The organism is Prosthecobacter sp., assembly GCF_044227185.1.
GTDB lineage: Bacteria > Verrucomicrobiota > Verrucomicrobiia > Verrucomicrobiales > Verrucomicrobiaceae > Prosthecobacter.
The window spans coordinates 124,141-147,213 of sequence record NZ_JBGAFO010000005.1 but is presented as its reverse complement, the minus strand read 5'-3'; the positions used below and the strand labels follow the sequence as shown (position 1 = coordinate 147,213).

Here is a 23,073-nt window from a genome sequence, read left to right as displayed (position 1 = left end):
TCCTGCCCGCAGCGAATGTCGTGGGACGCTCGAGTTGCGGGCAGGAGTGCCCGCATCACTTCGGAGGCTCAGGCCAGCATCTGCTTGATCACGTGACCTTCGACGTTGGTGAGGCGGCGCTGGACGCCGTTGTGCTCGAAGGTGAGGCGTTCGTGATCGAGGCCGAGGAGGTGGAGGATGGTGGCGTTGAAGTCGTAGAGAGGATGGATGTCTTTCACGGCTTTCTGGCCGAGTTCATCGCACTCGCCTGTGCTGACGCCGGGCTTCACACCTGCGCCGGTCATCCAGCAGGTGAAGCCGTCGGGATTGTGGTCGCGGCCTTTCGCGCCTTTTTGGAAGAAGGGCATGCGGCCGAATTCGGTGCACCAGACGACGAGGGTGTCGTCGAGCAATCCACGTGATTTGAGATCGCGGATGAGCGCAGCGGCGGGCTGGTCGAGGATGGGTGCGTGGACGTCGTACTGCTCTTTGAGAGCGTTGTGGCCGTCCCAGTTGAGCTTGCCGCCGCTGGCGTAGGCACCATTGAAGAGCTGCACAAAGCGCACGCCTTTTTCGATGAGGCGGCGGGCGAGGATGCAGTTCTTGGCAAAGGCGGCTTTGTCGGCGTTCTGCGTGTCGTCGGCTCCGTAGAGTTTGAGGATGTGCGCGGGCTCGGTGCTGATGTCGCTGATCTCTGGGACGCTGAGCTGCATGCGCGCGGCGAGTTCGTAGCTGGCGATGCGTGCGGCGAGTTTGCCATCGCCGGGATGGGCGGCGAGGTGGCGTGCATTCATGCGCTGAAGCAGGGAGCGCGCGGCCTGATCTGAAGCGGGGGAAATGCCGGGTGCGGCGAGATGGCGCACGGGAGCCTTGGAGCTCATCGTGGTGCCTTGAAACGCAGCGGGGAGAAAGCCGGGGCCCCAGTTGTTGGCACCGTTTTGCGGCACGCCGCGTGGATCGGGAATGGCGACGTAGGAGGGCAGGTCCTGATTCTCGCTGCCGAGCGCGTAGGTCGTCCAGGCACCGAGGGAGGGGAAGCCGTCGAGATTGAAGCCGGTGGAGAGGAAATTTTCGGCGGGGCCGTGGGTGTTGGACTTGCTGGTGAGCGAGTGGACGAAGGCGATGTCGTCCGTGAGCTCCGCGAGATGCGGGATCATGTCGCTGACCCATTTGCCGGTCTGGCCGCGCTGGCGGAAGGTGTATTGAGGGCGTGCGAGATTGCCTGCGGGCCCTTGGAAGGTGACGGCGGGGCCGCCGGGCAGAGGCTTGTCGTCCCACTTGATGAGCTCGGGTTTGTAGTCCCAGGTTTCAAGCTGGCTGACCGCACCCGCGCAGAAGATGACGACGACGTTTTTCGCCTTCGCGGGGAAATGCGGCTGGCGTGGGGCGTAGGGGCGCGCGGGGTCGATGATGGGGCCGTTTGCCTGAGCTGCGAGCAGGCCGTCGAGGCCGAGGAGATTGGTTAACGCGATAGAGCCGAGAGCCGTGGCGCTGCTGCCGAGAAAGCGGCGGCGGTCAAGCATTGCATGGCCTGCGGGGGAGAGGTGTTCGGATAGAAGGCTCATGGTACAAAGAGGAATTCGTTGCAGTTGAACAGGGCGCGGCAGAGTGCGGTGAGGCCGTGCTGATGGACGAGAGGGGTGGTGTCGGCGAGTTCTGCGGCGGTGGGGGCGCGGCCGAGGGAGAGCTGGTAGGCGAGGGTGATTTGTTTTACGGGGTCGGTGCCGGCTTCCTGCTGGATGCGGGTGGCGAAGGCGGCGGATTGTTCGAGGGTGAAAAGGCTGTTGAAGAGGTTGAGGGCTTGGATGGGCGTGGTGCTTTCGATGCGGCGGGCGGTGCTCTGGCCGGCATCGGGGCAGTCGAAGGCACCGAAGACGGTTTCGGGTTCGCGGCGCACTTTGTGGGCGTAGATCATGCGGCGCTGATTGTCGGCGTTGAAGGTCTCGATGGGATCGAAGCCGCTGAGGCCGCCGCGTTGATCGAAGAGATTGAAGCCGCGGCCATACATCTGCAGATTCAAACGACCGCTGACGGCGAGCATGGAGTCACGGATGGATTCGGCTTCGAGGCGGCGGGAGGGGAAGCGCCAAAAGTAGTGGACGTCGGCGTCGAGAAGGGGGCCTTCATTTATGATTTTTGATTTATGATTTATGATTTTGTCTTGAGGCGCGCTGACTGATGGGGGCGTTGCCAAATCGTGAGTCTGACTTGATTGCCCATAGGTCTCTGAGAGCATGATCAGCCGGTGCATGTGCTTCACGCTCCAGCCGCTGCGGATGAATTCGGCGGCGAGGTAGTCGAGGAGTTCGGGGTGGGTGGGCTTCATGCCCATGCGGCCGAAGTCGCTGGGGGTCTGCACGAAGCCGGTGCCGAAGTGGCCCTGCCAGATGCGGTTCACCATGACGCGAGCGGTGAGCGGGTTTCGTGCGCTGGCGATCCAGTCGGCGAGGGCGCGGCGGCGGTCTTGTTCGGCGGACTCTTTGGGGAGTGTCACTTTGCCGAGGGCGCTGAGCACGGCGGGGGTGACGGCTTCCTTGGGCTGCTCGGGATCGCCGCGATTGAGGAGATGGATGTCGTCCGGGGTGCGGAAGGTGCCAGCGAAAACTTTCTGCAAGTTGACGGCCTGGGCGATTTGTTTCTCGGTGCGGGACTTCTCCTCGAAGAGCGGGCGTGCGCGTTTGTTTTCAGCAGGCGTGAGTCCCTTGAGTGTGGGCTTGGCGAGCTTCTTGTTCTTGGGGTCAAACTTCTGGCGGTCGCTGGCATCGGCGACGGTGTGCCATTGGCCGGCGGCATCGCTGATTTCGATTTGGTAATCAGTGGCGAGGCGGTCGGTGAATTTGCCATCGCGGTCGCGGCTCCAGACGACTCGCTCGACGGTTTGTTCCTGCGGGAACTCCAGCTCCACCCAGCCTTTGCCGAGTGCGTTGGAGAGCCAACTGCGTGAGTTGCCGTAGCGGCCGTCGTTGAGGAAGCGGAGCTCGTGGCGCTCGGCCACGCCGATGTCGCCGGAGGATTTGCGTTTGGTGCCGGTGGTGGCGAGGGCAACGTTTTCGCCGCGCGTGTTGAAGACTTCGAGTTCGTCGATGCAGGGCTCAAGGTTGGTAGTGGACTTGATGGTGAAGCGCACGCGTTGCGTTTTTACCGGTGGAAAGCGGTCCGAGTTTTCACGGGCGTTGATCATGGGGCGCTCGGCACCGGATTTGGCCATGGGTACGAAGCGGGCGAGTTCTTTGTCGATTTCAGCGAGGCGTGCTTTGAGCTGTTTCTCCTCCGCGCGTGCGGCCTCGGCGGCGGGTGTGTGCAGATCGCGGTCGGCATATTCGACACCGGCGACGAAGGCCTGCATGGCGTAGTAATCTTTGGCGGTGATGGGGTCGAACTTGTGATCGTGGCAGCGCGCGCAGCCGACGCTGAGGCCGAGGAAGGTCTGGCCGATGTTCATGACTATTTCATCAATCGAGTCCTGCCGCGCGAGGCGCTTGGAGGCATCGTCCTTGCCGATCTGGCCGGGCAGCAGGACGGAGGCGGTGACGAGGAATCCGGTGGCGGCATCCTGGCCCATGGCATCGCCGACGATCTGCTCCTTGATGAAGCGATCGTAGGGTGTGTCGTTGTTGAAGGAGCGGATGACGTAGTCGCGGTAGGGCCAGGCGTTGGGGCGCTCGGTGTTGACTTCAAAGCCGTGGGTGTCGGCGTAGCGCACGACATCGAGCCAGTGCTGGGCCCAGCGTTCGCCGTAGCGCTCGCTTTGGAGAAGGCGGTCCACTAGATGCTGGATGCTGGATGCTCGATCCTGGATGAACTCTTTTTCGAAGGCGGTGGTTTCTTCGGGTGTGGGTGGGAGGCCGGTGAGGTCGAAGGTGATGCGGCGGATGAGCGAGACGGGATCTGCGGGAGAGGAGCGGTGGAGGTTTTTTTCGGCGAGCTTGGCGTCGATGAAGGAATCGATGCTTTGAGGAGAACTTGGAACTTGAAGAGGCTTGAAGCTCCAGTGGTCACGGCGGTCTTCGAGCTTGGCGAGATCGACGCCGTCGGGCCATGGGGCGCCTTCGTTGATCCAGGTGGTGAGGGTGGCGATGTCGCTGGCGGGGAGCTTGCCTTTGGGTGGCATGAGCTCGTCATCATCATCGGTGGTGATGAAATGGATGAGCGGGCTTTCCTTGGCTTTGCCGGCGATGATGTCGGGCGAGTGTTTGTCGCCGCCTTTGAAGGCTGCGGCTTTGATGTCGAGGCGGAGGCCGGACTTTTGTTTTTTCTCGCCGTGGCAACTGTAGCAATGCTTCTGCAGGATGGGGCGCACGTCGCGCACGAAGTCAACGGCAGCGGCAAGGCTGGAGGAGGCGAGGAGAGTGAGAACAACCAACTTCATGTGGCGGGATCAGCGGTAAGGATTGCCTGCGGCGTGCAGGGCGCGGATTTCGGCGTCGGTCATGGCGCGGCCCAGCAGGAGGAGTTCATCGACACGGCCGCTGAGCTTGCGGTCCTGCTGGTTCCAGTTGCCGATCTGCGCGGGGCCGAGGCGTGCGGGGTGCGCGGTCTGCAGGTGAGTTTCACTGTCGAACTGACCATTGAGATAAAAGCGCACGGTGCCGCGTGTGGAATCATAGACGGTGGCCAGATGAACCCAGCGGCCCTGCTCCGGCAGCACGGGGCTGCGGGAGTCGGGGTGGCCCTGGCGCTCGGTGGCACCGGGTGCGAGGGTGTTGCCGATGAGGGCGAGGCGCATGGTGGTGTCGCGGTTGATGATCCAGTGCACCTGGCCGGGGTTGTTGCCGCTCCAGCCATCCGTATGCAGCAGGGATTGGTAGGGCGCGCCGAGGCGGTCGATGCGCACCCAGGCGGCGAGCGTGAGCTGCGGCCAGTCGCGGCCACCTCCGACATCGAGCTTCAAGTGATCGCCCACATTCACAAACTCCGGCGCGTGGGAGCCAGGCCAGCGGCCCTGCACGCGGCGGTACACTCCGGGGAGTTCCTCGGCGGATTCGAAATCAAGCAAGGCAATGAGCGCAGGGTCCTGCTTCAAAGCAGCGACGGCTGCGGCGGAGCGCGCACGCTGGCCGGCGGCGAGTCCAGCGGTGAGGCCGGGCATTTCATCCGGCTGGATGAAGGCGGAGGAGCGCAGCTCGCGGGCGGTGCTGGCACCTTGAGCAAAGGACACTGCATCGCCACCACGCAGGCTTTGATTGGCTTTCGCGCCGGAGGCCTTGGTGATGACCTCGCCCTGAAACACGTGCACCTCTGCCGCGCCGCTGGCGGGCACGTCCACGCCGAAGCGCGTGCCGAGATCCACCGCATCGCCGGAAGGCGTGATGACGGTGAAGCCTTTGGCTGTGGGCGGCACATCGGCCGCGAGACGACCGCGCTTCATGTGCAGGCGCTGCGCGGATTCAAAATAGAACTCCGCCGGGGCCTCGATGACAATGCGAGCGCCGCGTGCGGTGACGAGGGAAACGCTGCCTGCGCGGATGTCGTGAGTCTCGCCGCGCAGTTCCGCGCCATCGGCCAGCTCCTGCACGCCGGCGGCTTTGGAAACGGTGGCGTAGGAGTGCTGCGACTGCTGCCAGAACCAGGCACCGAGCAGCAGGGCGATGCACGCTGCGGCGGCGGTGATCCAGCGGGGTGAGGAGGTGAGCCAGCGCGCAGGTTTTGGCCGCGCCACCTTTTGTGTGGAGGTCCAATCCGCAGCCAGTGCTGCGAGGGCGGAGTCCACGTTGAGAAGTTCGGCGAATTCGCGGCGGGCTTCCGCGTCTGCCAGCAGCAGGGCATTGAGCTGCTGCATCTGAGGCGGCGTGATGCTGCCGCTGATGTAGGCGGCCATGAGCTCTGCTTTCATGGTGCCACCTCCTCTGCCAAAACGCGGCGGATGCAGTCCAGCAGCTTCTGCCGCATGCGGTGCAGCCACTGGTAAAAGCCGGGCACGCTGCGGCCGCTTCCCTGGGCGACTTCCTGGATGCTGGACTCGGGCTGGTAGGCCTGCATGAGGAGGCCGCGCTGCTCTGCGGGCACTTTTTGCATGCAGTGCTCCAGGGCCTCGCGCTGGCGCTCCAGGTGGGGCTCCAGGGCCGTGGTCTCCTCGGCGATCTTGGTGATGACCTCCTCATCGAGGACGAGGCGGTCGCGGCCGCGGTCACGCAGCCAGGCCAGCACCTCAAAGCGTGCCACGCCGAAAGCCCAAGGCTTGAATTCCGCACCCTCGCGCAAGGAGTCGAATTTCTCCCACAACACCACGCTGATCTCCTGCATGATGTCGTCCGCATCCGCCCGCGCGGGCACCAGCCGGCGCACGTGGGCGCGGAGGGCGGGCTCATGCGCGGTGAAGCTGCGCAGAAAGCGGCGGTGGCGTTCTTGGTCGGAGGGATGCATGAGCGGGCATATTCATATCTCCCTGGGAGACGCGGATTTTACGGGCAAAGCTGGAATTTGTTTTTCCCACGAGCGGAGGACTAGGGAGGCGGACGTGGGCGGGAAACAGCATTGCTGTAATTTTTTGCTTCCCGAAAGGTCAAGAAGAGCTTATTATCAAGGAATTAGGCCGAAGAAGGCCTCCATCTGCCACCTTCAGCGCATGCCGCCCCTTGTCCTCCAGGAACGCTACTCCGTTCGCAAGAACGACTTTGCGCCATTGATTGAATGTGACGACCTGCTGCGGGAATTCATCGCCCAAGGCGGCCCGATGCCGACAGATTACGCGCAGATGAACCGCACGCTGCGGCTGCTGGGAGACGCGGTGCGGGCGCAGGTGATCGCGCGGGATGATGTGCTGGCTTATGCGCAGGACATGACGCACCGTTATCTGGAGGGGACCATGCAGGCGCGGGCGCTGGGAAAAAAATACGGCTACAGCGGGGACTTCGAGATCATTGAGGCTATCTACACGATGCAGACCGCCCAGGAGCCGCACCTGCGGCGCTGGGACCTGTATTTTCATGCGCAGGCAGCGCCAAATGCGGTGCGAAACCGGAAGGCCTACTTTCACCAGCTTCTGAACTCGCACTCCGCAGGGCGGGCAAAGGCACCGCTGAAGGTGCTGAACGTGGCCAGCGGCCCGGCGCGGGATGTGCGCGAATGGGTGCTGGACAATCCGGAACGCGAGGTGTTTTTCGACTGCGTGGACGCGGAGATCCACGCGGTGGAGCGGGCGAAGAAGCTGTGCGCGCCGTTTGCCGCGCGGGTGGAGTTTTACCACCGCAATGTGCTGCGCTTTCTGCCCGCGAAGGGGTATGAGCTGGTGTGGTCCGCCGGGCTGTTTGACTACCTCACGGACCGCACGTTTGTCTTTTTGCTGAAGGCGCTGATGGCGGTGACGAAGCGGGGCGGGGAAGTGGTGGTGGGGAATTTCTCCGACCAAAACCCCAGCCGCGACTACATGGAGCTGCTGGGCGACTGGGTGCTGCAGCACCGCACGCGCGATCACCTGCGGGAGCTGGCCCTGGAGGCTGGGGCGCCGGCGGATTCCATCGAGGTGAACTGGGAGCCGGAAGGGGTGAATCTGTTTCTGCACATCCGGCGGTAGGGACGGCCAGGCGGGCACGCGCGTCATGAGGGCATGGTATCAAATTCATGCGTGAAATGTTGCCGCCATTTTAGCCTTGGGCGCTTTCGGATTGCGCACTGGTGCGCGGCGGTGCCTTGTCTTGCGCTTGTTTGCCTCTTCCACGAAGGCGGGACAGTGAAATGTTGCCATGTTGCCGCACCTAGACACGGCAACATGGCAACATTTTGGCCGGAGGGCGGGCTGAGGCCCGCGTGGGGCACTGGGGTGATTTGCAAAAGCGGGAGCGCCTCAGCACCCGAGGGGAGAGAGTCATGGGAATAAATATTTATCCTTGGATGAGTGCGCATCTAGCGCCAGGCACGCTCTGCGGCGGGGCTGATTGCACACACCCGTTTTCAACACTATGCGCTGTGAAAGCGCAGGCTGTAGGCACCCGGAAGACTGCGGCAAAGCGACTGTGTTCAGGAGCCCCCCGCAGGGGGCCGGCCCCCTGGACTGAGTCTTGCGTCCTTGGCGTGGCCAGGCATTTTCCCGCCGAGTGATCCACCGAGGGCAAGCTCAGTCTCGTGGTTATGGCAACAAATCGATTTCAAAATGCTGCCATCTCGGGCCGCTCTGGCAGGCGGTGTAATTCGCTTCAATGCCATGAAATGCTGCCTGCTGCTACTCAGTGCGCGGGAACAAGGAGGTGTCCTTGAAAATGTTGCCATGTTGCCGTGCTTAGGCGGTGCAACTTGCAACATTTCCGCCAGCCACCGCAGGCATCAAATTCGGTGAACGGCGGTTCAGGCCGGGGAGCCATTAGCGCAGCAAGTTCCGGGATGTTGAGCCGGCAGCCATGCGCCTGTGGTCCACGCCAACGCCTCCGTGCCGCGAAACTGCTTTTTGTAATCATACACGCTGGGCTCCCGCGTGGCGTAGCCGGTGTAGAGCCAGCGGAGGCCGGCGGCGCGGCAGTGCTGGATTTCCAAAAGCAGGGTGTAAATGCCCAGGCTGCGGGCGGCGTGCTCGGGCTCAAAGATGGCATAGACGCTGGAGGCGGCCTGCTGGCCGAGGTCCAGGAAGCTGGCGGCAATGAGTTGCTCGCCGTCAAACACCCGAAGCATGCGGCATTCGCAGGGGCCGCGGGCGGGGTCGGGGCCGAGGAAGGTTTCGAGGGTGTCGGGGATGTTGTGGGTGAAGCGCTGCTTGTGGCGCTGGAAGAGGGCGCGCAGCTCGCCATCGAGGGTGGCGGGGGAGATTTCCGTGCGGAGGCCGGCGTTTTTGTTCAGGGCGCGGCGCTGGCTTTTCGTGAAGGAGCAGGACGCAAGACTGATGCGCAGCGGCGTTATGGTCTGCAGGCCGCCGTCTTTGGCCTGCTGTGTGCTGTACCGAAAGAAATACCTGCCAAAATGCCGCCAGCCCGCCGCCCAGACCTGATCCATGACTTCCGCGGGAACGGAATCACAAATGAATGCATCATCGAACGTGGGCGTCATAGGAGGGGTCTTATTAATCCATTCCCGCAGATTGACAATCTCGCGCCCGCCCGCACACTCGCCCTAGGCAGCCCACTACGCCCATGAACCTCCTGCAGCGCATCGAACGCGTTTTCTTCTGGCTCTCCGCAGCCTCCTCCGACAATCTCGACGCCTGCCCCGCCTGGGAGCGGCGCAAGTACGTGGCCTTCGGCGCCACGGTGCTGGTCCCGTCGACCTTTGCCATCATCGCCTGCGCGTATGCGCTGAGCACGCTGACGGACAACTGGTACATCATCGTACCGGTGTCGCTGGTGTGGTCCTTCATCATCCTGACGGTGGACCGCGCGCTGCTGGCCACCTACCGCGCGTATCAGTCGTTTTTCCGGAAGATTGGGCAGTTCTCCCTGCGCATGGTGGTGGCGGCGCTGATGGGCATCACGATTTCACATCCGCTGACGCTGCTGCTGTTTAAAGACACCATCTCTTCTGTGATTGAAAAGCACCGGCAGGATGAAATCGAGGCCGCGCGCGAAGTTTCAAAGCAGGAGAAAGTCGCCGTGGAGGCGCGTCTGGTGCCGCTGGAGGAGGAGATCGCCAAGCAGCGTGAAAATTGGAATGCGACTTTCAATGCGAAGTTCCTGGATGACCAGGGCAAGCCTGTTGAGAAGCTGCTGACAGAGGATGAAAAGGCCGCCAAGGCCGAGCGGGAGGCGAAGATCGGCGATGCCGTGGCGCCTGGGAAGGAAAGGCTGGCCAAGCTGGACACGGAGATGGCCGCGATGAGCAAAGACTACCAGAAGATCGCCGAAGAGCTGAACCACTGGCAGACGGAGTTTGAAAAGGAGGTGAACGGCCAGCGCAGCGGCATCGTGGGCCTGGGGCCGCGCGCCAAGAGCATTCAGGAAGACCAGCTCACCTGGCGGCGGGCGGAGAGCGCACGCCTCAGCGGCGTGCTGGATACGATGACGAAAAACCGCGTGGCCGTGGTGGCTGAAATCAAGGCGGCCGAGGACGGCGTGAACGCGGCTCTGGACGCCAAAGCGGCGGAGCAGGCCGCACGCGACAAGGCGGAGCGTGAACGCGTGGCCGCACTGAAGCAGAAGGTGCAGACGGAACAGGCGGATCAGTTTGTGGGCCAGCAGAACGCCATTCGTGAAACGTTGAAGACGCAGATCGACGCGCTGCTGCTGCAGCAGAAAAACATGAACGAGGAGATCGCCCGGCTGGGCCAGGACGAGGAGCTGCGCATCGCCAAAATTCGTGACGAATCACGCCGGGACATCCTGAAGCAGACACTGGCGCTGCATGAGCTGTTTCAGCAGGGCGCGCAGGGGGGCACCTTTGCCCTGGTGGCGTACCTGGTGCTGACGCTGCTTTTCATGCTGGTGGACACGATTCCGCTCATCATGAAATTCTTCTCCAAGCCGGGTCCGTATGACACCATGGTGGACCGCGAGGAGCTGGGTTTTGAAGGCGAGCGCAAAGCCTTCATGGAGGGCTTCAGCCGCCAGATGAAGGAGCTGGGAGAAAGCCGGGTGCTGAACTTCACCCGAAACAAGATGCTTGAGCGTTCGCTGGTCACCAGCGTGGACGGCGCGCGTTCGGCCAAGGAGTTTCTGGTCTATCTCATGGACCTGGAGCGCGAGTTTGAGGAGAAGAGCCGGGTTGCACGTGAGCTGGCCGCCAAGAGCGGCGTCAGCCACACGGCGGAGGCCATCGAAGAGATGTCCCGCAATTTCTACGCCGACCTGCGTGAGCGCATGGAGAAGTTCTTCCACGATGACCGCACCCGCACGCCGGCAACGGGGCGGGCGTGAGAAAGAACCGTTTTTTGATCCGTGATGGGTGACATGCACACAACCGCACTGGCCGCTGCTGGCTCATTGGAGGCCTGGGCGGAGTGGCTGACAATGAAGCGGGCCATGGGCCTTTGCAGCATGGCTTCGCTCTATCCGCTGGTGATGTCCATTCAGGCGCTGCGGAACGGGGGCGGGGGCCACTGGCACTGTCTTTGGATTTTGGCGGTGATCGGCATTTTTCTGCGCTTTTTCACGTCAGGGGGTGACATGTTCACCCTGGGGGTGATCTGGCTGCTCTTCGGCGCCTTTGTCTTTTATGGGCAGCGTGAACTTCACCAAATGACTGACTGACATGGACGGCGAGGTCATGATTGTCTGTGGCATGGTCGTGGTTATCGCGGCCATTTTGTATGGAGTCATTCAGGGGCTGCGCCGCGGGCCGAAGCTGCCTGCCGCGGTGCTCCTTGCGGCGGTTCTTCTGCTGGTGGTGGCGAGCGTGGTGCATGATTTTACGCAGAACGAGATTCTTAGAACTCTCGTCGGGCGTCTGGCGCTCGTGTTCTTTCCTCTGGGCATGGGCGTGTATGCCCACGCCCTGCGTTCCCGTTCAGGGCTGTAGCAGCGGGGGAAGGTGGCATATGCAGGCAAGAGCGCGGCCTCCCGGCCCGTATGTTGCTATGTGAAAACCATGCCGCCCATGCCCTCATTTAGCCGCCGCGAGATGCTGCGCAGTTCCTGCGCGGGCTTTGGCTATCTGGCGCTGCAGGGAGTGCTGGGGCTGGAGTCCGCTGCGAAGGCGGCGGTGATTGACCCGCTGGCGCCGAAGCAGCCGCATTTTCCGGCGCGGGCGAAGCGGGTGATTTTCTTGCTGATGAAGGGCGGCCCCTCGCAGGTGGACACGTTTGATCCGAAGCCGCTGCTGGAGCGTGACCACGGCAAGCCGCCGCCCTTTGCGCTGCCGCGCGTGAAGTTTGCCGAGACCGGGAACCTCCTGAAGTCGCCATGGAAATTCCGGCACTACGGCCAGAGCGGCCTGCCGGTGAGCGATCTGTTTCCCCATGTGGCGAAGCATGTGGATGACCTGTGCATCATCCGCTCCATGCACGGCACGAACCCGGCGCACGGCGGGGCGCTGCTGAAGCTGCACACGGGCAGCGACACCTTTGTGCGGCCAAGCCTGGGCTCGTGGGTCAGCTATGGGCTGGGCACTGAAAATTCGGACCTGCCGGCCTTTGTCACCATCTGCCCGACGCTGGCGCATGGCGGCGTGAACAACTGGGGCTCCGCCTTTCTGCCGGCGCACTGCCAGGGCACGCCGCTGGGAAATGCGAGCATCCCCGCGGAGCAGGCGGTGGTGCGGGACATTCGTAACAAGACGCTCTCCCCGGAGCAGCAGCGCGCGCAACTGGACCTGGTGTCGCAGATGAACCATGCGCATCTGGATGTGGCAGGGGCGAATGCGGCGCTGGAGGCGCGCATCAACTCCTTTGAGCTGGCCTACCGCATGCAATCGACGCTGCCGGAACTGCAGGACATCTCCGGTGAGACGGAGGCCACACGCAAGATGTACGGCCTGGATGATCCGGTGACGGCGAATTTTGGCCGGCAGTGCCTCATGGCGCGGCGTTTCGCGGAAAGCGGCGTGCGCTTTGTGCAGGTGACGCACAGCGACAGCTTTGTGCAGTGGGACCAGCATGGCGACCTGCTCAAAGGCCACACGAAAAATGCGGCCGAGGTGGACAAGCCCATCGCAGGACTGCTGGCGGATCTCAAATCTCGCGGCCTGCTGGATGACACCCTCGTCGTCTGGGGCGGTGAGTTCGGCCGCACACCCGTGGCGCAGGGCAGCGACGGGCGCGACCACAATCCGCACGGCTTCACCATGTGGCTGGCTGGTGGCGGCAGCAAACCCGGCACCGCCTACGGCGCCACGGATGACTACGGCTACTACGCCGCAGTGGACAAAGTCCACATCCACGACCTGCATGCCACCATCCTGCACCTGCTGGGGCTGGATCATCTGAAGCTGACCTACCGCTACGCCGGCCGTGATTTCCGGCTGACGGATGTGGCGGGGGAAGTGGTGAAGGGTGTGATCGCTTAAAGTCGTCCGGTTGCGCCGCAGCCGGAGTGTGCTGGGAGCCGACCCGTTGCGGCGCAACGGGTCAGCTTTGGTCCTGCGCGGCGCGTCTTACTGAATGAAGAAGAACTGGCGCGTGTTCAGCACGGTCCACAGCACGTCTCCGCGGTCGGTGGAGTCGGCGTTGTCGGCGATGGGCTTGAGCAGTTCCTTTTCCTCAGCAGTGGCCTTGCGGCTGAGCAGGCTGAGATAGACGGTGTCGATCACGGCTTCCGGACCGTCCTTTTTTGCGCGGTCCATGGAGCGGGCGATCACAGTGTAGCGGTTCATGAGGTTGCTGAAGACCTTGCCATTGAGCAGCATGAGCGCCTGGCTGACGCTGGCCTCGTCGTTGGAGTTTTCCACGAGTTCGCGGTCGCTCTGGCCGAACTCGCGGAGGAAGTGGCCGTTCGGGGCGGGGCTGCGCAGGTCCGCGGCGCGCAGCATATAGGTGTCGCGGAAGTTTTCCCAGGCGGCGAGAGAGGCCTTTTCGTTTTTGTCATCGACCTCAAAGCGGCCGGCGTCTGCCGTGAAGCGGGCTTTGGCCGCCTCACTCAGCCTGGCACGGCGTTGCTTCGCCAGGAGCGCGAGGGCATCATCCATGCCGAGTTCTTCGCCATTCTTCCTTTTGAGATTGGCGGCGGCGGTGACTTCTTTGGTGAATTCGGCGTCCTTGATGACGTCGTCGAGCTTGCCTTCACGTGCGAGTTCAGCGAAGCGCTTGAAGCCGGCGTCATAGACCACGGCGTCCACGGCTTCGTCGATGCGCTTGCGCTGGCTCTGGATGGCTTTGCGCGCTTCACGGATGGCGGCCTCGTCCTTGGCTTTGGACGCAGCTTCCATGGTTTCCTGGGCGGCGCGGACTTCGGCGGCCAGCTCCTTCTGCTTTTGCGCCACTTTGATGGTGCAGGCCTGGAGTTCCTGAGGGGAGAGGCTGTTGAGCGCGCGGTCCAGCCACTCGATGCGGCGAAGAGCGATCTCGCCATCGACCTTGGTGGCGATGCTGGGGACGTCTGCACCGGGCTTGTAGAGGGCGACCATGCTGTCCCAGATCTGCTCGGCGCTCATGCGGCGGAGGAGGGGGCCGGGGAAGTTGTACACTTCGCCGAGTTCCACGTCTTTCGTGTAGGCCTCGCGCTGGTAGGCCTGGGAATTGAGGATGGCGCGCAGGACGGCCTTCATGTCGTAATTCGCGGCCTTCATGGTGTCCTCGAGGAAGGTCATGAGCTGGGGATTGCTCGGCACGGTGCTGTCGGTGATTTCGTCCACGGGCTCGATGAGGCCCTGGCCCATGAGCTTTTTCCACAGGCGGTTGGCGATGACGGTGGTGAAGCGGGGATTTTCCTTGCTGGTCATCCAGGCGGCGTAGGAGGTGATGGGCTTGACGCCCTGCTTCACGATCTTGCCGTCCTTGCTGAAGGAGGCGGGAATGACGGGCTCCACCTTCTGCTTGGGCTTGGCGTCGGAGTACTGGTAGTCATGGGGCAGAAGCAGGGGCTTTTTGTCCGTCATGTCCAGGACGGTGTTGTAGCGGAGGGGGCGGAGGATTTCAGTCATGGCGCGGCCCACGTCCTTGCGCTCGATGCCCTTGGGGAGGTCAAATTTAGTAACGGCACCGCCGTAACGGTTGCCCTTGTTCTTGGCCGTGCCACCGCCGTAGATGGCCTGCGCCAGAAGAGGATTGGTCAGGCCGTTGCTGCCAGTCATGCCGTAGGTGTGGGCGGCCATCTGGTAGTAGTCCATCTGAGTCCACTTGTCGAAGGGGTGGTTGTGGCACTGGGCGCAGACCATGCTGGTGCCCAGGAAGATCTGGGTGGTGACGGCCATGTTATCCAGCGGCATGTTGTAGTCGCGGATGTAGAAGCCGATGGCGCCGTCCTCGTAGCTCTTGCCGCTGGCGGTGACGACTTCACGCACCATTTCATCGTAGGGCTTGTTGTCGCGCAGGCTGTCCTTCAGCCACTTGGAGTAGCCGTAGAAGGCGGGCAGGCTCTGGCCGCCGCCGACCATCTGGCTCTTCATGCGCAGGATGTCGGCCCAGTAGTTGTAGAAGTTCTGCACGTAGCCGTCGCTCGCGAGGAGCTTGTCGATGAGCTTGGCCCGCTTGTCGGCATCGGTGCTTTTGAGGAACTCGGTGGTTTCCGCGAGGGTGGGAATGCGGCCGGCGACATCCAGATACACGCGGCGGACGAAGACTTCGTCGCTCGCGGGCTTGTTAGGCTGGACTTTTTCCTTGGCGAGCTTGGCATTGACGAGTTCGTCGATCCTAGCTGCGGTGGCTGTGAGATCAGGCGCGGCATAAGCCGTCAGGGCCGAGGCGGCGAGGCATGCAAGAAGGGAGCAGAAGGGGTTCAGCTTCATGGAAATACAATGGGGGGTATGGCGCGATAACGCGATGACGGCGGGGGTCTTTCAGTTTCTGTGTCATTCCCGCGTGCATTTGGCGGAGATTGGCCGATTTTAGCTTTGACAATCCATGGTCCTTTCTGACAGAGTCACCCATTAATCTATGAAATTGCTCCTGCCCCTTGTTCTGCTCTCCACTCTCGCCTCCTGCACTAGTACGAGGAACCTGGTGAACAACCCGCGTCCTTCGTCGGTGCTCCCGTGCCGTGATGCTGGATATGTGAACCGCGGCCTCGGCTATGTGAGCCAGGGCGTGGGCCAGGCGGAGACCTCCACGATGGACATCGTGGATGACGGCACCAACTTCGTCGGCAAGGTCTCGGACCGCCAGGCGAGGGACTACACGAACATCGGCATGGATGCCGCGTTTCGCACGGACGACATCGCTTTCCGCGAGACCAACCGCTACACCGACTACGCCATGGACACCGTGGATGACACCGCCACCTTTGCTGTGCGGGCCATCCGCCGCTGGCCCGGCGTGGCCACCGGCATCATGCAGCGTGGCATGATCGCCACGAAGAGAGTTTATCAGAGCACCCTGTACACCTACGGCGAAACGGTCAGCCGCGGTCTCTTTGGCGCCGTGGACATCATCACCCCGCCTGAGCCGAAGTCCTACATGGTGGGCAGCCTGAACGATCTGAGCGGCGGCTATCTCCTCCCCGGCTCCAGCTGGCACTGCCGCCTGCCTCAGCTCCCTGCGGAGCCTGAGCAGGAAGTGACTTACGGCAAGAATCCGAAGAATCCGGTCACGGCTTCCAAGTAATCTTCTCTCCTTTTCCCACGGGAGCGGCTGCAAGGCCGCTCCCGTTTTTATTTCTCCGCACCGCCCTGTCATGCCGCTGAAAACGCTGTTTTTTGATGCGGCTGGCACGCTGATCAAGCCCGCCGAGCCCGTGGGAGCCACGTATGCCCGCCATGCGCTGAAGCACGGCATCGTGGCGGAGCCGGGAGCCATCATGGGGGCGTTTCGCGCGGCATGGAAGGAAACGCTGCCGCCGCTGCATCCGGCGGGGCAGACGGCTGAGGATGACGACCGCGGCTGGTGGCAGGCGCTGGTGGGAGACGTGTTTGGCCGTGTGCTGGGAGCACCGCTGGCGGCAGGGATGCTGGAGGCTCTTTTTAGCGGGTTGTACGCGCATTATGAGGAGGCGCAGGCCTGGAGCGTGTTTGAGGATGTGGCGCCCACGCTGGAGGATCTCTCACGGGACCACCGGCTGCTGGTGGTGTCGAATTTCGACCGCCGGCTGCGCAGCATTCTGGCGGGGCATGATCTGCTGCGTTTTTTTGCGCAGGTCATCCTCTCCAGCGAGGTCGGCGCGGCCAAGCCGCACCCGCGCATGTTTGAGGCCGCGCTGGCCGCCGGAGGCTGCCTGCCGGGGGAGGCGCTGCACATTGGCGATGATTTGAAATGCGATCTGGCCGGGGCGGAGAGCTGCGGCATCCATGCTTTTCACGTCCAGCGACCTGAAAACGGGCTCAGGGCGCTGGTTCAGAAAGTCCGCGCCGGGGCATATTCCGGCTTGCACTGAACGTTCCTGTGAATACATACCCGCCCCCGTTTCCGAAATGCGCAGGTAGCTCAGCGGTAGAGCAGTTGGCTTTTAACCAATTGGTCGAGGGTTCGATCCCCTCCCTGCGTACCACTCTCACAGAGAAGAGATCTGAGAGGAGAGGAACGGGTGAAACTTACGGCAGCATGAGGCCGTTAACCGCAGCGCATGAAAAGAAACGCCATCGCTGCCGCACAGGTCTTGTTGTTTGCCGCCACTTCGTGGGCGGGTGACTGGAATCAATGGCGCGGACCTGACCGCAACGGGATTTCGCAGGACACGAGCCCCATCGCCGATGCTTTTCCGCAGGAGGGCCTGAAAAAGGTCTGGGAGAGCGAGTTCATCCCGAGCAACGAGTACGGCGGGCATGGCAGCCCGGTGGTGAGCGGAGAGAGGGTGTTCCTCAGCGTGGTGTGGCATGAGCGCGTGCCGTCTGAAACGCGCGAGATCGACACGGAGGTGATGCAGTCGCTGAACTACCGCGGCGTCTCGCCGGAGCTGGAGAAAAGGCTGGAGGAAACACGCCTCAACCTGCCCAAGCTGCGTGGCGAAAAGTTTGATGAATGGATCGTGCAATGGCGCAAGGACAACCTGAGCGAGAAAGAGGACATCAGTCTCGGCTCCTGGGTGACGAGCCGCTTTAAGGCCGGCAAAAATGCCATCGCGCTGGAGTGGCTCGGCAAGATGAACAGCCGCCAGGGCAGGCCCTTTGCCAGTGCGGCGGAGTTCAGCAAGTGGCTGGATGACGAAGGCTTTCCGCCCGATGTGAAGGAAAAGATGATCGCGCTGGTGCCGAACACGGTGAAGATCGCCCAGGACGTGGTTCTCTGCCTGGATCTGAACACCGGAAAGCAGATCTGGAAATACGCGAAGCCCGGCAAGCCCAGCGGACGCCAGTCCTCCAGCACCTGTGCGGTGGTGGACGGCAGGGTGTATGCCGCGTGCAGTTCAGAACTGCTCTGTGTGAACGAGGCCGATGGCAGGCTCGTGTGGTCGGCGCCGCTTTCCGCCAAAGGGCCCGCGGCGTCGCCGCTCATCGTGGGAGACCGCGTGTACATGGCGGCCGGCGTGGCCTGCGCCTTTTCAAAGGCCGATGGCAAGATGCTGTGGGAGCAGAAGGAGGCGAAAGGGGTGATCGCCAGCCCGACATGGTGGGCGCCTGGCAGCGGGAAGCCCGTGCTCGTGATCAATGGCAACAACGCGCTGTATGGTCTCGACCCCGAAACGGGCGCTGTGAGGTGGAAGGCCGAAGGCGGCAGCCAGAGCACCCCGGTGACGAGCGGCGACTGGCTCGTACTTTACAGCGGCACCGCAGGCGTGGGGCTGCGTGCCTACAAAATGCAGCCGGACGGCACGCCGAAAGCCGCGTGGTCGCATTTCTGGGTGACTCTGCGCTACACTGGCAGCCCGATCATTTACGAAGGCAAGGTTTATCACTGCTGCGGAGGCAAGCACCAGTGCGTCGATCTTGAAACCGGCGCGGAGAAGTGGGTGGTGAACGAGGTAAACAGCACCATCACCTCGCCGCTGCTCGCTGACGGCAAGCTGATCGTCTATGAAAACAACGGCACGCATGTGCGCATGGTGAAGGCCAGCAGCGCCGCCTATGAGCAGCTCGGCCGCGCCAAAACAGACGCCATGGGCTGCTCCTCTCCCGCCATCACCAATGGCAGGCTGCTCGTGCGGCAGAAGGACAAGCTCGTGTGCTTCGACCTGCGGCCGGTGAACTGACGGGGCTTTCCGGGATTTGCGCCGTCCGCATGGCATGTGATGAAGCCGTACGTACGCAACTGCCTGCCTCAGAGCGGCGCGGGAGAGGTGCCCTTGCGGCTGAAAATGATGATGTAGTGCTGCGGACACACCTCAAAGCCGTAGTCCAGCCCTTCCTCGATGATGAGAGTTTTCAGCGCACGAAAGGTCTCAAAGGAGTCCGGGTACACATTCAAGCTCACGTAGCCGCCCCAGTGTTTGTAGCTGGCCAGGAGACGGCGCACGACCGCGACGTTGGTGATGGGGATGCCTTGGGACTCGATGGGAATGGCTTCAAAGCTCTCATCGTCCTTCATCACGCGCTTGAGGCCGGCAAACTTTTCTCCCGAGGCATCCTGCAAAGGGTAAAGGGCGCCGTACTTCAGGAGGACGTTGTACGGCGGTTTGGTGATGGCGCGCTCTTTGGGAAAGCGTACGTGCTCGGTATGCTTGTCTTCCTCAGTCGTGACCTTGCTGAGCAGGCTCTGGATCTGCGCGGCGAGGTCCCGGGCCTTCTGGTCAGCCGCCTCCTTGCGGGCTTTGGCATCTTCATGGAGCTGGTCCACGGCCTTCACCTCTGAGCGGAGCTCCTTGAGATCGCCCACCGGATTCTTGGAGACTGCGGTGTCCGAGTTCGTCGGCGGCGGCTGAAGTTTCCGCAGCCGTTCCTGCGTGGCCAGCAGCGCGTCACGTTCTCGCACCAGTGCCAGCAGCTTCTCATCAGCCGAAGGCTTCATGGTTTCGTTGATCTTTTTGAGGCCTGCGAGCTCGCTTTTCGCAGCAGCCAGCCGCTCCGCGAGCAGGCGCCCCTGCGCGGCGGTGGTGCCCGTCGGATCGCCGGTGGGAGATGGACGGTGGTTGGTGAGGAGCGCCAGCAGGCACGAGATGAGGATGATGCCCCCAAACACATTGCACAAGGTGTCGAGCAGCAGGTCGAGGCTTTCGTCGGAGTTGGAGCGCAGTTTTCTCATGGCCTGTCAGGGTTTGGAGGTGGCGGGTTCCAACTGGATGTGCTCGGGAATCAGGTCGTAGCCAATTTCGTAGCCGGCCTTTCGCGTGTCTTCTGTGACGTCCTCAAAGTGCCGCGAGCCCGAGGGCTTGAAGTAAATCACGATGTAGTGCTGCGCGGGAGGAAAGGTGCTGCCCAGGGCCTCCAGCATGGATGCAACCGAAGAGACGGACAGCGCCTTTGAGCCGTCGAAGGGCAGAATGCGAAAGCCCTCCTTCGACACCACCACCAGCACGGGGACTTTGTTGGTGGTGCTTTTTTCCGGAATGAGCCGCAGGACGTTTTCCTGGTTCAGGCTCTGCTGCAGCCGGCTTTGCACCTTTTTCAGCTCGCTCTCCAGCGCGGCCAGTTTCGACTCGGCCGCGGCCGCTTTGTCGGTGGCGTCAGGCAGCAGCTTTTTCAAGGCGTCCAGAAGTGCCAGCAGCTTCTCCTTTTCGAGGCGGATCTCCTTGTCCAGAAGCGACTCCTCCACGGGTTTTTTAGAGGGATCGGGTTTGGAGCCTGGGGAGAGCCGCTCAATCGAACGCTCCAGTTCATCAATCATGCGCCTCAGCGTTTCCTCGGTCTCCAGCGGAGAAAGCATGGCGGTGGCGGTCTGCTTCTTGAGCTTCACGATTTCCGCCAGGGTGTCCTGCAAAGTGCCCGTCAGCGCCGCATGCGGATCGGCATCCGGGGTGGTGCCGATCACCTCGTCGAGGTTCAGCGCCAGGAAGATGGTGATGATGATGAGAAAGCCGGTGGTGCCCGTGATCACGTCCTGAAACGCGAAGAAACTCACGGAGCTGCCGTGGGATTTGCTGAACCGGCCGCGCATGGTGGTGTGGATTTCAGGTGGGCTGCAGGCGGAGCTTTCCGGCCACCTGCTTGCTGCAGACGTCATTGCAGTCGTCCAGGAACTGGGATTCCAGGGACTGCAGGAAACTGACGATGAGCTGAAGGGCAAACGCGCAGACCAGAGCCACGAGAGTGGTCTCAAACGCGGTGGCGAGACCGCCGGTGACCGTCTTCAGCGAAGCGCGGATGGCCGCCAGATCCCCGCCGGCCTGCAAGGTGTCCGTAAAGGCGCCGATGGCCTGGCTGAGCCCCTGCACGGTGCCGATGAACCCCAGCACCGGAATGCCCCACATGAAGCCCTGGATCACGCCGTAGCTGGCGGCAAACTGCGCCTCGTCATTCTCCGCCTGCACCTTCAGAATGGCCGCGACGTCCGCCGTCTGGCCGATGTTGTGCAGATTCGCCAGCGCGAGGTCGATGCGGTTGAGCAGAACGAAGTTGTGGGGATTGTCCACCAGCATGCACATGCGGTCCCGCACCTCCTTGGCCGTGGCGGAGGTGAGCACAAACTCGGGCTCCTGGGGCAGGATGGACAGATTGAAGACCTTTCTTTGGAAGACCAGCTTGCGCCATTTGATGAAGAGCATGGCCAGCGCCCAGAAGAAGAGCAGCATGGTGGGGTAGGGGCAGGGGCCGCGCTCCAGAAACATGGCGGCAAACCACCGCGTCTGCGGCCACTTCTGCTGGATCAAAATGATCGCGGTGTAAAAGCCGGCGGTGAGCAGCAGGCCGATGATGAAGGAAAAAATCTTTCCCGGGCTGGTGAACCGCCCGCCGTGAAAGCCCAGCCTGCGCTCAATGTCTGAACGCGACCAGTCGAGCACCTTGCCAGCGCCGGCAAACGGGTTCCCTCCTGGAAGGGTGCTAGGAATCAAAGGCGGCTCTTGTGTCATGCTCATGGGGCTGGGGTGATCACTTTTCTTTCGCGAAAGGGATCGGCATGATGCCTTTCTTCCGGTACTCTTCGATGGAAATAAGCGCGTAGAGCGGATCATCTCCGCTTTGAAGTTTGCGGGCGCAGCTCTGAAGCTTTGTGATTCCTGCATTCAGGGCTGCCAAAAACGTTTTGCGGGAATCATCGTATTCTTTCAAGAATTCCTTTTCGGGCAAGAGATCCTTGTTTTTGACGTCGGAAATATCATCCTTGCCTAGCAGAGTGGTTTCCAGGCCCAGGGGCAGAGCCGTGCTATTTTCCACTGTGTCGAAAGCAAGGAAGCAGTGGCCTGGAATGAGGACAAGATAGGATTTGATCCCGATTTTTTGCAACACCGAGGCCAAGAGCACTGAGCCGTCGATACAGTTGGCCTGATGAGAGTCGATCGACTGGTCCAAGAAGCGGATGGTCTGACTTACCACGTTTTTGCTCGGGGTTGTAGTGGACACGTCACTGTATTTAATGCCACGACGCTGAAGGGCGTTCCAAACGGCCCAGACTTGTTCCAGAACATCGTCCGTCTTTTCTGTTTGGTATCCAGTAAACTGGGGAACAATGTGGCATTCGAGGGCCTCTTTGAGAATGTCATGCACCTGCGGGTGGTTCTCGTTGACGTAGGCAGCACACACAAACGAAAGGTCGATGGCTACTCCGCGCCGGTCTTGCCGTAGGACAGAGAGGGGGCAGTCGTTGATGGACCTCAGGGTGTAGGTTTCATTGTTGTTCGGTAGTTCTGTTCCATCGACTGAGGCGGAAAACAGGACATTCATCGGGCGTTGTTGATAGACCTTGATCAGCGTTTCATAGTTCCACATGACCTTGGGCCTGATGATTACGCGCCCATCGTCGCCAACCTTGGTGACGGTTCCCTGCCACTTGGAAGGTTTGATAAACCCATCGGCAGACACTTCGACGGTGACCTGGGCCCCGCTTTTCACTCCTTCCAAATAGAAGCTCAGCCAGCTGTTTTCATCTCCATATAGGGGTGTCTGGTGCTTGCGTAATTCCTCGTCGTCTTCGGTTTTCTTGTCCTCCGCAGATTCTTCCTCGTCATTCCAGTCCACTGTGGCGGTGGACACAATGGCGCTGGGGAAGATTTCATTGCCGGTAATTGAGTGTGGGTGAAATTTCAGCTCCACCGGCTTTTTGTCTGGCTTGGATTCGGGGGTGGCAGGCTTCTCGGGTATGCCAGAAACGGAGGCAACTGCGGGACTGGCGTGCGCGGCTTCCGAGGTTCCGGCAGCAGCCGGCGCAGGTTTGGTGGTTGATGCCGGTGCACCGGCTGAGGCGGCGTGCTGGTTTCCTGAGCGCGATGTGCTGACAATGTACCCAAGCACCACCATCAGCAGCAGGCAGACCGTGGAGGAGAGGATGACGGTGGGCCAAAACCAGACGGGCTTCTGCGCCGGGCGGGAGCTGGCGCGCGAGCCGGAATACGGAGACCCCGGCGGCATGGCTCTTTCCAACGGGGGAGGGGGCGCGGCGTGCAATGATGGGATGGGTGGTTCCGGTCGAAGCTGAGGCGCTGCCTGGGCCGCCGCCACGCGGGCCGCCTGTGCCTGCTGCACGCGCTCCTGCTCCAGAAAGTCCCGCAGCACCACCCGTCTGCCATTCACATGGATCTTATAAAGCGAGTGCAGGTCCCCAGAAATCAGCGCCTCTTCGATGTCAGCGTACGAGTACCCTGACTTTCTGGCGCCGCGCCATTCCAATTCATAGGTCGAGTTGTTCAT

The 23,073-nt window shown here is 62.0% G+C and carries 18 protein-coding genes and 1 tRNA gene; 9 read left to right on the top strand and 10 right to left on the bottom strand.

The features are described 5' to 3' along the window. Window positions 1-68: 68 nt before the first annotated feature. The 4 genes from ACILSQ_RS13625 to ACILSQ_RS13610 are packed head-to-tail and all read right to left on the bottom strand — an operon-like array spanning window position 69 to window position 6,342. Complete coding sequence (locus ACILSQ_RS13625; protein ID WP_395744186.1) at window positions 69-1,544, bottom strand: DUF1501 domain-containing protein; 1,476 nt, start codon at window positions 1,542-1,544, stop codon at window positions 69-71. Next, entirely contained in the window at window positions 1,541-4,348 is a 2,808-nt protein-coding gene (locus tag ACILSQ_RS13620) for a PSD1 and planctomycete cytochrome C domain-containing protein (RefSeq protein WP_395744185.1), read from the bottom strand. The genes ACILSQ_RS13625 and ACILSQ_RS13620 overlap by 4 nt, the downstream gene beginning before the upstream one ends. A 9-nt stretch (window positions 4,349-4,357) precedes the next feature. After that, window positions 4,358-5,812: a LamG-like jellyroll fold domain-containing protein gene (locus ACILSQ_RS13615; protein ID WP_395744184.1), complete on the bottom strand. Its 1,455-nt coding sequence runs from the start codon at window positions 5,810-5,812 to the stop codon at window positions 4,358-4,360. After that, entirely contained in the window at window positions 5,809-6,342 is a 534-nt protein-coding gene (locus ACILSQ_RS13610; RefSeq protein WP_395744183.1) for a sigma-70 family RNA polymerase sigma factor, read from the bottom strand. The genes ACILSQ_RS13615 and ACILSQ_RS13610 overlap by 4 nt, the downstream gene beginning before the upstream one ends. A 202-nt stretch (window positions 6,343-6,544) precedes the next feature. Here ACILSQ_RS13610 and ACILSQ_RS13605 point away from each other — a divergent pair, with 202 nt between their 5' ends. Next, window positions 6,545-7,492, top strand: a complete 948-nt coding sequence (locus tag ACILSQ_RS13605) for a class I SAM-dependent methyltransferase (RefSeq protein ID WP_395744182.1) — start codon at window positions 6,545-6,547, stop codon at window positions 7,490-7,492. Between the two features lie 767 nt (window positions 7,493-8,259). Here ACILSQ_RS13605 and ACILSQ_RS13600 read toward each other — a convergent pair. Then, a complete protein-coding gene (locus tag ACILSQ_RS13600) occupies window positions 8,260-8,952 on the bottom strand; it encodes a GNAT family N-acetyltransferase (RefSeq protein ID WP_395744181.1) in 693 nt (230 codons plus the stop codon). Between the two features lie 83 nt (window positions 8,953-9,035). On the opposite strand from ACILSQ_RS13600, the gene ACILSQ_RS13595 reads away from it, so the two are divergent. The 4 genes from ACILSQ_RS13595 to ACILSQ_RS13580 all read left to right on the top strand — a co-directional run bounded on the left by ACILSQ_RS13595 (window position 9,036) and on the right by ACILSQ_RS13580 (window position 12,837). Beyond that, window positions 9,036-10,751: a DUF4407 domain-containing protein gene (locus ACILSQ_RS13595; protein ID WP_395744180.1), complete on the top strand. Its 1,716-nt coding sequence runs from the start codon at window positions 9,036-9,038 to the stop codon at window positions 10,749-10,751. A 33-nt stretch (window positions 10,752-10,784) separates the two neighbouring features. Then, on the top strand, window positions 10,785-11,084 hold the full coding sequence (locus ACILSQ_RS13590) for a hypothetical protein (RefSeq protein WP_395744179.1): 300 nt from the start codon (window positions 10,785-10,787) through the stop codon (window positions 11,082-11,084). 1 nt (window position 11,085) lies between these two features. Next, window positions 11,086-11,352 carry a hypothetical protein gene (locus tag ACILSQ_RS13585; RefSeq protein WP_395744178.1) on the top strand — a complete coding sequence of 89 codons (267 nt, stop codon included), beginning with the start codon at window positions 11,086-11,088 and terminating at the stop codon, window positions 11,350-11,352. Between the two features lie 78 nt (window positions 11,353-11,430). Further along, on the top strand, window positions 11,431-12,837 hold the full coding sequence (locus ACILSQ_RS13580; RefSeq protein ID WP_395744177.1) for a DUF1501 domain-containing protein: 1,407 nt from the start codon (window positions 11,431-11,433) through the stop codon (window positions 12,835-12,837). A gap of 87 nt (window positions 12,838-12,924) precedes the next feature. Here the strand turns inward: ACILSQ_RS13580 and ACILSQ_RS13575 are convergent, their stop codons facing one another. Beyond that, window positions 12,925-15,213: a DUF1549 domain-containing protein gene (locus tag ACILSQ_RS13575; protein ID WP_395744176.1), complete on the bottom strand. Its 2,289-nt coding sequence runs from the start codon at window positions 15,211-15,213 to the stop codon at window positions 12,925-12,927. Window positions 15,214-15,361: 148 nt separating this feature from the next. On the opposite strand from ACILSQ_RS13575, the gene ACILSQ_RS13570 reads away from it, so the two are divergent. The 4 genes from ACILSQ_RS13570 to ACILSQ_RS13555 all read left to right on the top strand — a co-directional run bounded on the left by ACILSQ_RS13570 (window position 15,362) and on the right by ACILSQ_RS13555 (window position 18,545). Next, the gene (locus tag ACILSQ_RS13570) at window positions 15,362-16,027 is read left to right on the top strand and encodes a hypothetical protein (RefSeq protein WP_395744175.1); all 666 of its coding nucleotides are present in this window, start codon (window positions 15,362-15,364) and stop codon (window positions 16,025-16,027) included. 70 nt (window positions 16,028-16,097) lie between these two features. Beyond that, window positions 16,098-16,793, top strand: a complete 696-nt coding sequence (locus ACILSQ_RS13565) for an HAD-IA family hydrolase (protein ID WP_395744174.1) — start codon at window positions 16,098-16,100, stop codon at window positions 16,791-16,793. Between the two features lie 39 nt (window positions 16,794-16,832). Next, a tRNA-Lys gene (locus tag ACILSQ_RS13560) sits at window positions 16,833-16,907 on the top strand. 75 nt (window positions 16,908-16,982) lie between these two features. Then, entirely contained in the window at window positions 16,983-18,545 is a 1,563-nt protein-coding gene (locus ACILSQ_RS13555) for a PQQ-binding-like beta-propeller repeat protein (RefSeq protein ID WP_395744173.1), read from the top strand. Window positions 18,546-18,613: 68 nt separating this feature from the next. Here the strand turns inward: ACILSQ_RS13555 and ACILSQ_RS13550 are convergent, their stop codons facing one another. Genes ACILSQ_RS13550 through ACILSQ_RS13535 form a run of 4 tightly spaced genes read right to left on the bottom strand, consistent with a single transcriptional unit; the run spans window position 18,614 to window position 23,073 of the window. Continuing rightward, a complete protein-coding gene (locus tag ACILSQ_RS13550) occupies window positions 18,614-19,534 on the bottom strand; it encodes a hypothetical protein (RefSeq protein WP_395744172.1) in 921 nt (306 codons plus the stop codon). A 6-nt stretch (window positions 19,535-19,540) separates the two neighbouring features. Beyond that, on the bottom strand, window positions 19,541-20,386 hold the full coding sequence (locus tag ACILSQ_RS13545) for a hypothetical protein (protein WP_395744171.1): 846 nt from the start codon (window positions 20,384-20,386) through the stop codon (window positions 19,541-19,543). Between the two features lie 13 nt (window positions 20,387-20,399). Continuing rightward, window positions 20,400-21,305: a MotA/TolQ/ExbB proton channel family protein gene (locus ACILSQ_RS13540; RefSeq protein WP_395744170.1), complete on the bottom strand. Its 906-nt coding sequence runs from the start codon at window positions 21,303-21,305 to the stop codon at window positions 20,400-20,402. 13 nt (window positions 21,306-21,318) lie between these two features. Continuing rightward, on the bottom strand, window positions 21,319-23,073 hold the full coding sequence (locus ACILSQ_RS13535; protein WP_395744169.1) for a hypothetical protein: 1,755 nt from the start codon (window positions 23,071-23,073) through the stop codon (window positions 21,319-21,321).

Excerpts from the sequence above, each read along its gene's own strand:
- ACILSQ_RS13575 (WP_395744176.1), bottom strand. The coding sequence starts at position 15,213 with ATGAAGCTGAACCCCTTCTGCTCCCTTCTTGCATGCCTCGCCGCCTCG.
- ACILSQ_RS13550 (WP_395744172.1), bottom strand. The coding sequence starts at position 19,534 with ATGAGAAAACTGCGCTCCAACTCCGACGAAAGCCTCGACCTGCTGCTC.
- ACILSQ_RS13625 (WP_395744186.1), bottom strand. The coding sequence starts at position 1,544 with ATGAGCCTTCTATCCGAACACCTCTCCCCCGCAGGCCATGCAATGCTT.
- ACILSQ_RS13595 (WP_395744180.1), top strand. The coding sequence starts at position 9,036 with ATGAACCTCCTGCAGCGCATCGAACGCGTTTTCTTCTGGCTCTCCGCA.
- ACILSQ_RS13535 (WP_395744169.1), bottom strand. The coding sequence starts at position 23,073 with ATGAACAACTCGACCTATGAATTGGAATGGCGCGGCGCCAGAAAGTCA.
- ACILSQ_RS13585 (WP_395744178.1), top strand. The coding sequence starts at position 11,086 with ATGGACGGCGAGGTCATGATTGTCTGTGGCATGGTCGTGGTTATCGCG.
- ACILSQ_RS13555 (WP_395744173.1), top strand. The coding sequence starts at position 16,983 with ATGAAAAGAAACGCCATCGCTGCCGCACAGGTCTTGTTGTTTGCCGCC.
- ACILSQ_RS13540 (WP_395744170.1), bottom strand. The coding sequence starts at position 21,305 with ATGAGCATGACACAAGAGCCGCCTTTGATTCCTAGCACCCTTCCAGGA.
- ACILSQ_RS13600 (WP_395744181.1), bottom strand. The coding sequence starts at position 8,952 with ATGACGCCCACGTTCGATGATGCATTCATTTGTGATTCCGTTCCCGCG.
- ACILSQ_RS13570 (WP_395744175.1), top strand. The coding sequence starts at position 15,362 with ATGAAATTGCTCCTGCCCCTTGTTCTGCTCTCCACTCTCGCCTCCTGC.
- ACILSQ_RS13545 (WP_395744171.1), bottom strand. The coding sequence starts at position 20,386 with ATGCGCGGCCGGTTCAGCAAATCCCACGGCAGCTCCGTGAGTTTCTTC.
- ACILSQ_RS13610 (WP_395744183.1), bottom strand. The coding sequence starts at position 6,342 with ATGCATCCCTCCGACCAAGAACGCCACCGCCGCTTTCTGCGCAGCTTC.
- ACILSQ_RS13580 (WP_395744177.1), top strand. The coding sequence starts at position 11,431 with ATGCCCTCATTTAGCCGCCGCGAGATGCTGCGCAGTTCCTGCGCGGGC.
- ACILSQ_RS13565 (WP_395744174.1), top strand. The coding sequence starts at position 16,098 with ATGCCGCTGAAAACGCTGTTTTTTGATGCGGCTGGCACGCTGATCAAG.
- ACILSQ_RS13590 (WP_395744179.1), top strand. The coding sequence starts at position 10,785 with ATGCACACAACCGCACTGGCCGCTGCTGGCTCATTGGAGGCCTGGGCG.
- ACILSQ_RS13605 (WP_395744182.1), top strand. The coding sequence starts at position 6,545 with ATGCCGCCCCTTGTCCTCCAGGAACGCTACTCCGTTCGCAAGAACGAC.
- ACILSQ_RS13615 (WP_395744184.1), bottom strand. The coding sequence starts at position 5,812 with ATGAAAGCAGAGCTCATGGCCGCCTACATCAGCGGCAGCATCACGCCG.
- ACILSQ_RS13620 (WP_395744185.1), bottom strand. The coding sequence starts at position 4,348 with ATGAAGTTGGTTGTTCTCACTCTCCTCGCCTCCTCCAGCCTTGCCGCT.